At 65.3% G+C, this 13,219-nt stretch carries 10 protein-coding genes; all 10 read left to right on the top strand.

The features are described 5' to 3' along the window. The first annotated feature begins 135 nt into the window (after positions 1–135). The gene (locus EPB08_RS12895) at positions 136–1,407 is read left to right on the top strand and encodes an efflux RND transporter periplasmic adaptor subunit (RefSeq protein WP_130619521.1); all 1,272 of its coding nucleotides are present in this window, start codon (positions 136–138) and stop codon (positions 1,405–1,407) included. Between the two features lie 29 nt (positions 1,408–1,436). Further along, positions 1,437–2,159, top strand: coding sequence for an ABC transporter ATP-binding protein (locus EPB08_RS12890; protein WP_130619520.1), 723 nt, complete (start codon positions 1,437–1,439; stop codon positions 2,157–2,159). Positions 2,160–2,220: 61 nt separating this feature from the next. Then, positions 2,221–3,534 (top strand): ABC transporter permease, encoded by a 1,314-nt coding sequence (locus EPB08_RS12885; protein ID WP_130619519.1) that lies wholly within the window; start codon positions 2,221–2,223, stop codon positions 3,532–3,534. Positions 3,535–3,810: 276 nt separating this feature from the next. Further along, positions 3,811–5,043, top strand: a complete 1,233-nt coding sequence (locus EPB08_RS12880) for an ABC transporter permease (RefSeq protein WP_130619518.1) — start codon at positions 3,811–3,813, stop codon at positions 5,041–5,043. Positions 5,044–5,118: 75 nt separating this feature from the next. Continuing rightward, the gene (locus EPB08_RS12875) at positions 5,119–6,432 is read left to right on the top strand and encodes an ABC transporter permease (RefSeq protein ID WP_130619882.1); all 1,314 of its coding nucleotides are present in this window, start codon (positions 5,119–5,121) and stop codon (positions 6,430–6,432) included. Between the two features lie 305 nt (positions 6,433–6,737). Further along, on the top strand, positions 6,738–7,967 hold the full coding sequence (locus EPB08_RS12870) for an ABC transporter permease (protein ID WP_130619517.1): 1,230 nt from the start codon (positions 6,738–6,740) through the stop codon (positions 7,965–7,967). A gap of 33 nt (positions 7,968–8,000) precedes the next feature. Continuing rightward, positions 8,001–9,305, top strand: coding sequence for an ABC transporter permease (locus EPB08_RS12865; protein WP_130619516.1), 1,305 nt, complete (start codon positions 8,001–8,003; stop codon positions 9,303–9,305). 11 nt (positions 9,306–9,316) lie between these two features. Continuing rightward, positions 9,317–10,540 carry an ABC transporter permease gene (locus EPB08_RS12860; protein ID WP_130619515.1) on the top strand — a complete coding sequence of 408 codons (1,224 nt, stop codon included), beginning with the start codon at positions 9,317–9,319 and terminating at the stop codon, positions 10,538–10,540. 41 nt (positions 10,541–10,581) lie between these two features. After that, entirely contained in the window at positions 10,582–11,904 is a 1,323-nt protein-coding gene (locus tag EPB08_RS12855) for an ABC transporter permease (RefSeq protein ID WP_130619514.1), read from the top strand. A 10-nt stretch (positions 11,905–11,914) separates the two neighbouring features. Then, positions 11,915–13,126: an ABC transporter permease gene (locus EPB08_RS12850; protein ID WP_130619513.1), complete on the top strand. Its 1,212-nt coding sequence runs from the start codon at positions 11,915–11,917 to the stop codon at positions 13,124–13,126. Positions 13,127–13,219: the final 93 nt, after the last annotated feature.

The following is a 13,219-nucleotide window of genomic DNA, read 5'->3' as shown; positions in this document are numbered from 1 at the left end:
CGCGGACAACTGTCCGCCACGTGGGTGCGGATCTAACTCGCTGAAAATCATCCACTAAATCATCGATTCCGGGTTGGCACGGCGCTTGCTGACAGGGAACCAGGGGCCGCATTGTCCGCGGCCAGGGACACATCGATGATTCGTGACACCTCCGCGCAAGACCGTCTGGTCGAGGTCAAACCCAATCGCAAGCGCCGCATGATCCTGATCGGCTGCGGCGTCGCCTTGCTGGCGCTGCTGGCGCTGTTCGGTCCGCGCATCGGCCGCCTGTTTTCGGCAGACGCCTCGGTCAGCGCTTCCCGCCTGGCCTTCGCCACCGTGACGCGTGGCCCGTTCGTGCGCGACATCGCGGCCGAGGGCAAGGTGGTGGCGGCGGTCAGCCCCACGCTCTACGCCACCTACGGCGGTGCCGTGACGCTCAAGGTGCACGCCGGCGACGCCGTGAAGAAGGGCCAGGTGCTGGCCGTGGTCGACAGCCCCGAGCTCGCCAACAAGCTCGCACAGGAACAGAGCGCGGCCGACGCCATGCAGGTGGACTACCTGCGTGCACAGATCGACGCGCGCAAGACCCGTGGCGAGCTGCAGAAAGCCTACGACAACGCCAACATCGACCAGCAGAGCGCCCAGCGTGACCTGACCCGCTACCAGAAGGCGTTCTCGCTCGGCGCCGTGCCCAGCATGGACGTGGACAAGTCCAAGGACGCGCTGGAGAAGGCGCGCATCACGCTGGAACACGCCAAGACGGATCTCTCTACCAACACCGACAGCCTCAACTTCGACATCGAGTCGAAGAAGCTCGCGCATGACCGCCAGCTGCTGCTGGTGAAGGACCTGCAGCGCCAGGTGGACGACCTCAACGTGAAGTCGCCGGTGGACGGCCAGGTCGGCCAGCTCTTCATCGCCGAGCGCGCCACCGTGGCGAAGGACGCGCAGCTGCTCAGCGTGATCGACCTGAGCGCGCTGGAAGTGGAAATGAAGGTGCCGGAAAGCTTCGCGCGTGACCTCGGTATCGGCATGGCCGGCGAGATCAGCGGCAACGGCAGCGTGTGGAAGGGCCTGGTCAGCGCCATCTCGCCGGAAGTCGTGAACGGCGAAGTGGCTGCCCGCCTGCGCTTCGAAGGCGAAACGCCCAAGCAGCTGCGCCAGAACCAGCGCCTGTCCGTGCGCATCCTGCTCGACAAGCGCGACAACGTACTCACCGTGCAGCGCGGCTCCTTCGTCGACGAGTCCGGCGGCAGCTATGCCTACATCGTGCGCGACGGCGTCGCCGAGAAGCATCCGATCCGCGTCGGCACCAGCAGCATCGACAAGGTCGAGATCCTCGATGGCCTGAAGGAAGGCGACAGCATCGTGATCTCCGGCACCGACAGCTTCAAGGGCGCCCAGCGCGTCGCCATCAGCAACTAACCACCACCGAACCACCGAAGGACGCAACCATGCTCAAGATGACCCACCTGTCCAAGGTCTACCGCACTGAAGTGGTGGAGACCTACGCGCTGCGCGATTTCAACATCAACGTGAACGAAGGCGAGTTCGTGGCCGTCACCGGTCCGTCCGGCTCGGGCAAGACCACCTTCCTCACCATCGCCGGCCTGCTCGAGACCTTTACCGGCGGCCAGTACCACCTGGATGGCGTGGAGGTGAGCAACCTCAACGACAACGAGCGTTCGAAGATCCGCAACGAGAAGATTGGCTTCATCTTCCAGGCGTTCAACCTGATCCCCGACCTCAACGTCTACGACAACGTCGAAGTGCCGCTGCGCTATCGCGGCATGAAGGGTCCGGAGCGCAAGGACCGCATCATGAACGCGCTTGAGCGCGTGGGCCTGGCCTCGCGCGCCAAGCACTATCCGGCCGAGCTCTCCGGCGGTCAGCAGCAGCGCGTCGCGATCGCGCGTGCACTGGCCGGTTCGCCGCGCCTGCTGCTGGCGGACGAACCGACCGGCAACCTGGATACGCAGATGGCCCGTGGCGTGATGGAGCTGCTCGAAGAGATCCACCGCGAAGGCGCCACCATCGTGATGGTGACGCACGATCCGGAACTCGCCGCCCGCGCGCAGCGCAACGTGCACATCATCGACGGCCAGGTGGTCGATCTTGCCGAAGATCCGCGCTTCCACCAGGCGGTGCATGCGGCGCGCGCCAACTCGCCGGCCTGATTCTTGTCACGGAATCCTCCCGCCTCGCGGCGGGAGGCAGACACTCATTGAGCGGATGCCCATGTTTGCCTATTACCTCCAGCTTGGCCTGCGCAGCTTGCGCAAAAATCCGTTGTTGACCGCGCTGATGGTGATGGCGATCGGTTGCGGCGTGGCCGCGTCGATGACCACCTATTCGGTGTTCCGCGCAACGTCCAACAATCCCATTCCGGAGAAGTCGTCGCAGCTCTATGTGCCGCAGATCGACAACTGGGGGCCGGATTCCGCCAAGGACAACAAGGGCGAGCCGCCCAATGCGATGACGTACACCGACGCCATCAACCTGATGCGCGACAAGCGTGCGAAGCGCCAGACGGCCTTGTATCCGGCGGCCATGTCGATCGTTCCGGCCGACCCGGCGATGCTGCCGTTCCGCGAGACCAGCTACGGCTGGTATGCGGATGCCTTCCCCATGTTCAACATTCCCTTCCTGTATGGCCATGGCTGGACGGCCAGCGAGGACGACGCCCACGCAGCCGTGGCGGTCATCGGCAAGGATCTCAACGACAAGCTGTTCAACGGCGCGAACAGCGTCGGCAAGAACATCAACCTCAATGGCCGCGACTACCGCATCGTCGGCGTAGCCGACAAGTGGAACCCCGAGCCGGTGTTCTACGACGTCATCAATACCAGTGGCTTCGATGACCCCATCCAGGTGTTCATCCCCTTCACGCGCGCCGTGGAGCTGAAGACACCCACCAACGGCAACAACAACTGCAATCACGACTCGGGCAACGGCTGGGATGCCTGGATTCGCTCGGAATGCGTCTGGCTGGGCTTCTGGGCCGAGCTGCCGACCAAGGCCGATGCCGATGCGTATCGTCAGTACCTCAACGGCTATTCCGCCGAACAGCAGCGCGCCGGTCGCTTCCGCTGGGCGCCCAACACGCGCCTGCGCGATGTCGTGGATTGGCTGGATTACCAGAAGGTGGTGCCGCAGGAGGCGAAGGTTTCGATGATGGTGTCGCTGGGCTTCCTGCTGATCTGCCTGGTGAACACGGTGGGCCTGCTGCTGGCGAAGTTCATGAAGCGCTCTTCGGAGATCGGCGTGCGCCGCGCGCTGGGTGCGACGCGCAGGGAGATCTATCTCCAGTTCCTGATCGAAGCGGCGGCCATCGGCCTGGCCGGCGGCGTGGTGGGCCTGTTGCTCACGGGCCTGGGCGTGATGGGCGTGTCGCTGGTGTTCGAACCGGACATCGCCAAGCTCGCCACGCTGGATATGTCGCTGGTGCTGCTGACCGTACTGGTCGCCATCCTGGCGACGGTGCTGGCGGCCTTCTATCCCACATGGCGCGCCGCCCAGGTACAGCCGGCGTGGCAGCTGAAATCCAATTAGGAGAGCCTGTTCAATGTCTCCGCGTAGCTCGCGTTGGTCACCGATGGCTGCCAGGGAGCGGACCGCGTTGCCGCGCCTGACTGGCCGTCAGGCCAAGACGCGGGCCGTTCCCTGGCAGCCATCGGTGGCCAACCCTCCGGGCAGGGGCTGTTTGCCCGCCGGCCGGCGTCATCACTCAGTCATGTATCGACATACATTCCCTCGTTCTTCCTTGGCTGGCGCGCAAACAGCTCCCTGCGCGAGCCACGCGGAGACATTGAACAGGCTCTAATGACCATGTTGCAGATCAAGCCCATTCTCGCCGCCCTCAAGCGACACAAGGCCGGCACCATCCTGATCGCCCTGCAGATCGCGCTGACGCTGGCGATCGTGTGCAACGCGCTCTTCATCATCAGTCAGCGCCTGGATCGCGTGCAGCGGCCCACTGGCCTGGTGGAGAGCGATCTGATGGCGATACAGAACCGCTTCGTCGGTATCGATGAAAGCGCCGCCGCGCCGTTGACCAAGGCAGACCTCGTGGCGCTGCGCCAGCTGCCCGGTGTGCAGGACGTGGTAGCCATCAACTCCTATCCCTTGCGTGGCGGTGGCTGGTCGACCGGCGTGCGCACCGACGTGGACGCGAAGGACTCCAAGGCGCACACCACGCAGTACTTCTCGGACGAACATGCGCTGGCGACGATGGGCGTTCGCCTCGTCGAAGGGCGCAACTTCCGCGCTGACGAAATCGTGGAAGCCGATCCGCAGGCCGTCCCCGATCCGGCCGTGATCATCGTGAGCAAGGCGCTGGCCGACAAGATGTATCCCGATGGCCACGCGCTGGGCAAGGTGGTCTATATCGGCGACTCCAAGAAACCGAGCACCATCGTCGGCATCGTGGAACGCCTGGAGGTGCCGTGGAATGGCACCTGGTCCGACTCGTTCTACGAAAACTCGCTGATCCAGCCGGTGCAGCTGGTCAGCTCGTTCACCAACTACCTGATCCGTGCCAAGCCCGGCCAGCTGCCCGATGTGCTGAAGGCGGCCCCGGCGGCGCTGGTGAAGGTGAACCGCATGCGCGTGATCCCGAGCGAGCGCGGCGTGCGCAGCTTCGCCGAGGTGCGTGAGCACGCCTACAAGGGCGACCGTGGCATGGCGATCCTGATGGGCGTGGTGTGCCTGGTGCTGCTGGGCATCACCGCCGCGGGCATCGTGGGCCTCACCAGCTTCTGGGTCGGGCAGCGCCGCAAGCAGATCGGCGTGCGCCGCGCGCTGGGTGCCACCAAGCACGACATCCTGAGTTACTTCCTCACCGAAAACCTCATGATCGGCGTGGCCGGCGTGGTGATCGGCGCGCTGCTCGCCATCGCCATGAACCTGTGGCTGGTGACGCAGTACGAGATGGCTCGCCTGTCCCTGCCGTATGTGATGGTCGGCATCGTGGCCCTGCTGCTGCTCGGACAGGGCGCCACGCTGGCACCGGCCATGCGTGCCTCGCGCGTGTCGCCGGTGGAGGCGACGCGCTCGGTGTGACGAGGCGTCGCGGGCAAGTCACGGAAGAATGTCATCGGCGGAGTCCGCAAGCGGAATGAGGTTTTCATGAGCGGCATGTTTGTCCATAACCTGCGACTCGGCACCGGCAGCCTGCGGCGCAATCCGCTGCTGACGGTGCTGATGATCATGTCGATCGGGTTCGGCGTAGCGGCATCGATGGTGACGTACGCCGTGTTCCGTGCGGTGTCGGGCGATCCGATCCCGCAGAAGTCGTCGCAGCTGTTCGTGCCGCAGATCGATAACCGCGGTCCGCAATACAACCGCCATGGCGAGCCGCCCGACGCGCTCAACTACACCGATGCCATGGCGCTGATGCGTGCGCACAAGGCCGTGCACCAGACCCTGCTGTTCCAGGTGGGTCTGTCGGTGATGCCGGAGGACTCGCACCGCATGCCGTTCAAGGCATTGGGGTATGCCACCTACGGCGACTTCTTCACCATGTTCGACGTGCCGTTCCAGTACGGCAGCGCCTGGGGCACGGAGCAGGACGAGGCGCGCGAGCCTGTTGCGGTGATCAGCCGTACGCTCAACCAGAAGCTGTTCGGCGGCGAGAACAGCGTGGGTCGCCGCATCACGCTCGACGACCGCCAGTACCGCATCGTAGGTGTTACCGAGAACTGGGATCCGAAGCCGCGCTTCTTCGACATGTTCAGCGGCAACGCCTATGCCGAACCGTCGCAGATCTATGTGCCCTTCACCTATGCGATCGATCAGCGCATCGACACCTACGGCAACAACAACTGCGGCAGTGACGGCAAGCGTGGCGACGACTGGGACAGCTGGCTGCGTGGCGAATGCGTGTGGATCAGCCCGTGGGTCGAGCTGGATACGGCCGAGCAGGTACAGGCTTATAAGCAGTTCCTCAACGGCTACGCGGAAGAGCAGCGCCGCGGCGGTCGCTTCAACTGGGCGCCGAACAACCGCCTGCGCGACGTGCACGAATGGCTGGACTACGAGCACGCCGTTCCGCCCGAAAGCCGCATCTCGCTTTCACTGGCACTGGGCTTCCTGGTGATCTGCCTGGTCAACACGATCGGCCTGCTATTGGCCAAGTTCATGCGCCGTGCGCCGGAGATCGGCGTGCGCCGTGCACTGGGGGCATCGCGCGGCGCGATCTACCGCCAGTTCCTCGCCGAGGCCGGCATGGTGGGCCTGGCAGGTGGCTGCCTTGGCCTGGTGCTGACGGGGCTGGGCATGCTCGGCATCGGGCTGGTGTTCGAGCCGCAGATCGCGAAGCTGGCGCACCTCGACTTCTCGCTGGTGCTGCTGACCCTGCTGCTGGCGGTGACCGCGACGGTGCTGGCGGCGTTCTATCCCACCTGGCGGGCGGCGCAGATCCAGCCCGCCTGGCAACTGAAGTCCAATTAAGGCCACACGGAATGAGTATCGCCGTCGTCATGATGTCTGGAAGGCCCGCCGGGTGTGTCGCGTGGCGCCGGGAAGACTGGCCGTCTTGCCAAGCCGCGCGGCGCGGCCGGCGGGCCTTCCAGACATCACCCCAACACTTCACATTCAATACGTTGGGGCCCGCCCTGTCTGCCCGCACGGCTTCGGTCCGTTGTCTCGACAGACAGCCAGTCTGCCTTCGCCAACGACCCTGTGCCCTGCGAACAGACAGGGCGGGTGACGACGGCGATACTCATTCCGTGTGGCCTTAAGGCGAGGAGCGAACCGTGCAGATCAAGCCGATTCTTTCCGCGCTGCGCCGACACAAGGCCGGTACGTTCCTGATCGCGATGCAGATCGCGCTGACGCTGGCCATCGTTTGCAACGCGCTGTTCATCATCCAGCAGCGGCTGACCCACCTGTCGGAACCGACCGGCATCGACGAGCCGAACATCTTCATCATCCAGAACGAATGGGTGGGCAAGGGCACGGCGGAGCAGGTGGACGCGAAGATGCGCGAAGACCTGGCCGTGCTGCGTGCGCTGCCCGGCGTGCAGGACGTGACGCCGAGCAATTCCTATCCGCTGCGCGGCGGTGGCTGGGATGACAGCGTGAAGCTCAAGCCCGACCAGCTGCAGGACACCACCGGCTCGACGATCTACTTCGGCGACGACCACTTCATCGACACGCTGGGCCTCCAGCTGATCGCGGGACGCAATTTCCGTCCCGAAGAGATCACCGCCATGGATGTGCGCGACCGCCTGGGGCCGCCGGTGGTGATCGTGACCAAGGCGCTGGCCGACAAGCTGTTCCCCGATGGCGATGCGGTGGGCAAGACCATCTACCTCGTCGGTGGTCCCACCACCATCGTCGGCGTAGTGAAGCTGCTGCAGGCGCAGAGCGTAGATCGTTGGGCGTCGGCGTTCGCCTATCGCTCGGTGATCGTGCCGCGGCGCCTGGCGATCTCGCTGGGTGGCTGGTACATCGTGCGCGCGCGCCCGGGCCAGCTCGATGCGGCCATGCGCGCCGCACCCAAGGCGCTGTTCGAGCACAACCCGCGCCGCGTCATCAACGACGAGGATGGCCTGCTCAGCTTTCGCGAGGTGCGCTCGCGCGCCTATGAGCGCGATCGAGGCATGGCGATCCTCATGGGGGTGATCTGCGTGGTGCTGCTGGCGATTACCGCGGCGGGCATCGTGGGCCTCACCAGCTTCTGGGTGGGCCAGCGTCGCAAGCAGATCGGCGTGCGGCGTGCGCTCGGCGCCACACGGCAGGACATCCTGCATTACTTCATGACCGAGAACTTCCTGATCAGCTGCGGTGGCGTGCTGGTGGGCGCCTTGCTCGCCATCGCGATCAACCTGTGGCTGGTCACCCGTTTCGAGATGCACCGCCTGTCGCTGTTCTATCTGCTGACGGGCGTGGTGATCCTGCTGTTGTTGGGACAAGGGGCCGTGCTGGCGCCGGCGATGCGCGCCTCGCGCGTGCCGCCCGTGGAGGCCACGCGGTCGGTGTGACCGCGTGGAATACGAAGGAAAGAGGGGAAGGCCATGTTCAGTTACTACCTGGATCTCGCGCTACGCAGCCTGCGACGCAACAGGGCCCTGACGGCGCTGATGGTGCTGGCCATCGCCCTGGGCATCGGCGCCAGCATGACGACGCTGACCGTGTTGCACGTGCTGTCGGGTGATCCGATGCCGGGCAGCAGCGGCACGCTTTTCTATCCGCAGCTCGATCCGCGCGACATGGACAGCTACCAGGAGGGCAAGGAGCCGCCCCGCCAGGTCACCTGGATCGATGGCATGAACCTGCTCCACGCCAAGCGCGGGGACCGGCAGGCCTTGATGACCGGTGGCGCGGTGCCCGTGCAGCCGGCCCAGTCGAGCCTCGACCCGTTCTACAGCGATGCGCGCTATACCAGCAGCGATTTCTTCGCGATGTTCCAGACGCCGTTCAAGTATGGCCGTGGCTGGAGTGAGGCAGACGACGATGCACGCGCACGCGTGGTGGTGATCTCGCGCACGCTCAACGACAAGCTGTTCGGTGGCAAGGACAGCACCGGCCAGACCCTGCGCATGAAGGACACCCCCTTCCGCGTGATCGGCGTGCTCGACAGCTGGCGCCCCAGCCCGCACTTCTACGACCTCAACATGGACGACTACGCCAACACCGAAGAGGTGTTCGTGCCGCTGACCACCTCGCGTGACCTGCGCTTCGACCACAACGGCTCGACCGATTGCTGGGGCACGGGCGGTGGTGACGAGGAACACGCGGAAACGCAGCCGTGTGTGTGGCTGCAGTTCTGGGTGCAGTTGGGCGACGCCGGCAAGGTGGCCGCATACAAGGAATACCTCACGCACTACTCGCAGGAGCAGAAGCAGCTTGGCCGCTTCCTGCGCCCGGTGAACGTGCGCCTGCCCGGCCTGATGGAGTGGCTGGACATCAACAAGGTGGTGCCGGGCGACGTGCGCCTGCAGACCTGGCTGGCGTTCGGCTTCCTGCTCGTGTGCCTGGTCAACACGGTGGGCCTGATGCTGGCGAAGTTCCTGCGCCGCGCGGGAGAGCTCGGCGTGCGTCGCGCACTGGGTGCGTCCAAGCGCGAAGTGTTCGCGCAGTTGCTGGTGGAGTCGGGCGTGATAGGGCTTGCCGGCGGCATCGGCGGCTTGCTGCTCGCCATGATCGGCCTGTGGCTGGTGCGTCGGGAACCGTCCGAATACGCGGCGCTCGCACACCTGGACGTTTCGATGTTGCTGACCACGTTCCTGCTGGCCATCGGTTCGACCTTGCTGGCAGGTCTGTTGCCAGCCTGGCGCGCCTGCCAGATCACCCCCGCGCTGCAGCTGAAGAGTCAGTGAGGACGATCACCATGGACATTCTTCCGATTCTCTCGACCCTGCGTCGGCACAAGATCACCGCCTTCCTGGTGATCATCGAGATCGCACTGACCTGTGCGATCGTGTGCAACGCGGTATTCATCATCAGCCAGCGACTGGACCGCATGAACATGCCCAGCGGCGTCGATGAGCACCGTTTGCTGGACATCCAGCTGGCCGATATCGGTGCGACCAGCGACCAGAAGTCGCGGACGCTGACCGACCTCGCTGCCTTGCGCCAGATTCCCGGCGTCTCCCAGGTGGCTTCGGTGAGGCAGGTGCCCTTCGGCAACTCGTCGTCCAATTCGGGCATCAAGCTCGATACCACGCAGAAGTCCGAGACGCTCAGCGCCACCCTGTACTCCGGCGAAAACATCGTGCCCACGTTCGGCGTGCAGCTGATCGCGGGGCGTGACCTGCTGCCTGACGAATACCTGGACTTCGACCAGGTGGTGCGTGCCGCGGCGGCCAAGGACGCAAAGTCGATGCCGCACGTCGTGCTGATCACGCAGAAGATGGCGGAGCGCCTGTGGCCGGGGCAGCAGGCGCTGGGCAAGCAGTTCTATATCTCGGATTACCCGCTGACCGTGGTCGGTGTGGTCAAGGAGTTGATACGGCCGTCCATCTGGGATGAATCGGCCAAGAGCTACAGCATGATCCTGCCGATGCGCATGGCACACGGCGAATACGTGATACGCACCGCCACGCCGCAGGACCGTGATCGCGTGCTGGCCGCGGCATTGGCCAAGCTCAAGGAAATCAACCCGCATCGCGTCGTGCTCAAGAAGCGCACGATGGATGACGTACGCCACGAGTTCTTCCAGGACGATCGCGCGATGGCCGGCCTGCTGGTGGGCGTGTGCCTGGCGCTGCTGGTGGTGACCGCCCTGGGCATCGTCGGCCTGGGCAGCTTCTGGGTGGCGCAGCGTCGCCGGCAGATCGGCGTGCGGCGCGCGCTGGGTGCCACGCGCCGCAACATCCTCAACTACTTCCAGACCGAGAACTTCCTGCTCGCCACCATCGGCATCGCGGTCGGCATGGTGCTGGCCTACGGCATCAACCTGGCGCTGATGGTGCATTACGAATTGCCGCGGTTGCCGGCGATCTATTTCCCGGTGGGCGCGTTGTCGCTGTGGGTGATCGGCCAGCTGGCCGTGCTCGGGCCGGCGATGCGTGCGGCAGCGGTGCCGCCGGTGGTGGCAACGCGGTCGGTGTGACCCGGCAACCCCTGATGGGGATGACACAAGGAGTGCAGTGGATGTTTGGGTACTACCTCGACCTGGCGTTTCGTAGCCTGGCGCGCAACAGGGTTCTTACCTCGCTGATGGTGCTGGCCATCGCCGTGGGCATCGGCGCGAGCATGACGACGCTGACGGTCACGCACCTGCTGTCCGGCGATCCGTTGCCGGGCCGCAGCCAGCACATCTACTACCCGCAGGTGGATGCCATCCCCAAGAACACGGACGACAAGGAGCCGGTCGACAAGCTCGACTACCAGTCGGCGGTGGACATGTGGCGCGCGCATCGCGCCGATCGCCAGGCGCTGGTGGTGGAAAGCCAGCTGAAGCTCAGCGACCCCGCGAGCGGCACGCCACCGGTCATGAGCATGATGCTGTCGACCACGGCGGACTTCTTCCCGATGTTCGACGTGCCGTTCCAGTACGGCGGCGGGTGGAGTGCGCAGGAGGATGAGTCGCGGGCGCGCGTCGCGGTGATCACCGACGATCTCAACCAGAAGCTGTTTGCCGGCGCCAACAGCGTCGGCCGGACGTTGCGCCTGCGCAATACCGACGTGCGCATCGTCGGCGTGCTCAAGCCGTGGCGTCCTTCGCCGCAGTTCTACACGGTAGCCGGCGGGCGCTTCTCCAATGGCGACACCGCCGATTTCTACGGCAAGCCGCAGGATGTCATCACGCCGTTCTTCACGGGCCTGGAGATCAACGACGGCAGCTTCTGGCAGTTCACCTGCTGGAGCCTGCCCGAACGCATGGGCCATTTGCAGAATGCGCCCTGCGTGTGGCTGTCGCTGTGGGTGCAGATCGACAGTCCGGCCAAGGTCGCCGACTACCGTCGTTTCGTGGCCGACTACGCCGCCCAGCAGAAAGCGATGGGGCGTTTCACGCATGCGGGGAACACGCGCATGCGCAGCCTGATGGAGTGGCTCGATTTCAATGGCGTGGTGCCCGCCGACGTGCGCCTGCAGACCTGGTTGTCGTTCGCCTTCCTCGCCATCTGCCTGTTCAACACGGTTGGCCTGCTGCTGGCGAAGTTCCTGCGCCGCAGCGGCGAGATCGGCGTGCGTCGCGCACTCGGCGCCAGCCGCGCCGCGGTGTTCGCGCAGTGCATGGTGGAGTCGGGCGTGATCGGCCTGGTCGGTGGCCTGTTTGGCCTGCTGCTCACCCTGCTGGGACTGTGGCTCATTCGGCAGCAACCCGTGGCGTATGCGGATCTGGCGCGCCTCGACGTGCCGATGTTCCTTCTCACGTTCCTGGCGTCGCTAGTCGTGAGCCTGCTTGCCGGCGTGTTGCCGGCCTATCGGGCGTGCCGCGTGGCACCGGCCTGGCAGCTGAAGACCCTGTGAGGCGATGACGATGCACTTTGCTCCCATTCTTGCTGCGCTGCGCCGCCATCGCCTTGCCACCTTGCTCATCGCGATGGAGATCGCGCTCGCGTGCGCGGTGCTGTGCAACGCCTGCTTCCTGATCGCCGCGCGCATGAGCCTGATGCACATCGATAGCGGCGTGGACGAATCCTCGCTGGCCCTCATCAAGCTCGATTGCGACGACTGCAACAGCACCGATCTCAACGCGCGCATGATGGCGGCATTGCGTGCCGTGCCCGGCGTGCAATCGGTCGCCGTGGTGAACACGGTGCCGTTCTCCGATCGCGCCGGCGACAACGGCGTCAGCCTCGATCGCGAGCATTACGTGGCGGTGCCGCACTTCTACCTGGGCGGTCCCGGTTCCGCCGAGACGCTCGGCCTCAGGCTTGCCGAAGGCCGCCCCTTCCAGCCCGAGGATTTCCAGGCGGGCGAGGTCTGGGTCATGCCGGACACGCCGGTATGGATCACCCGCGCACTGGCCGACAAGTTGTGGCCGGGTGAACCGGCACTGGGCAAGGAATTCTGGGTGACCGACAAGTTCCACTTCAGGGTGGTCGGCGTGCTGGCGCATCTGGCCCGGCCTGATCCCGGCGGTTATCGCGGCGCCGGTGCGGCGGAGTGGTCGGTGTTCGCACCGATGGCACCCGGCAAGGTGTTGAAGGGCACTTATGTGTTGCGTGCGGCTCCCGCCGATCTGGCGCGCGTGGTGCGCGATGCGCGGGCGGCGGCGCAAAGCGCTGCGCCTGAGGCGGTGCTCGACCTCAAGCAGAGTCGTGCGGTGTCGGACCTGCGTGACGACTTTTTCCGCCCCAGCCGAATCATGGCCGGCATGCTGGTGGGCGTGATCGTCGCGCTGCTGCTGGTGACGGCGATGGGCATCGTCGGCCTCGCCAGCTTCTGGGTGCAGCAGCGACGCAAGCAGATCGGCATCCGCCGGGCCATCGGCGCCACGAAGCACGATATCCTGCGTTACTTCCAGACCGAGAATTTCCTCATCGTCAGTGGCGGCATCGTGATCGGCATGCTGCTGGCCATCGCGCTCAACCTGGCGTTGATGAAGTTCTACGAGCTGCCGCGTTTGCCGATGTTCTACCTGCCGGTGGGCGCCGTCGTGCTGTGGCTGCTGGGGCAGGCGGCGGTGCTGGGGCCCGCCCTGCGCGCGGCCTCGGTTCCCCCGGTGGTAGCCACCCGCTCGGTCTAGCCTGAACGCCTATCCATGCGGTCCGGCACGGGCACCGTGCCCGGACCCGTGCAGAATAGACGCCTCTCCACCCTAAGAGCCTGTTTAATGTCT

This window comes from Dyella amyloliquefaciens (genome assembly GCF_004296575.1).
Classification (GTDB): domain Bacteria; phylum Pseudomonadota; class Gammaproteobacteria; order Xanthomonadales; family Rhodanobacteraceae; genus Dyella; species Dyella amyloliquefaciens.
The sequence above is the reverse complement of the archived record's forward strand: the minus strand, read 5'-3'. Positions and strand labels throughout refer to the sequence as shown.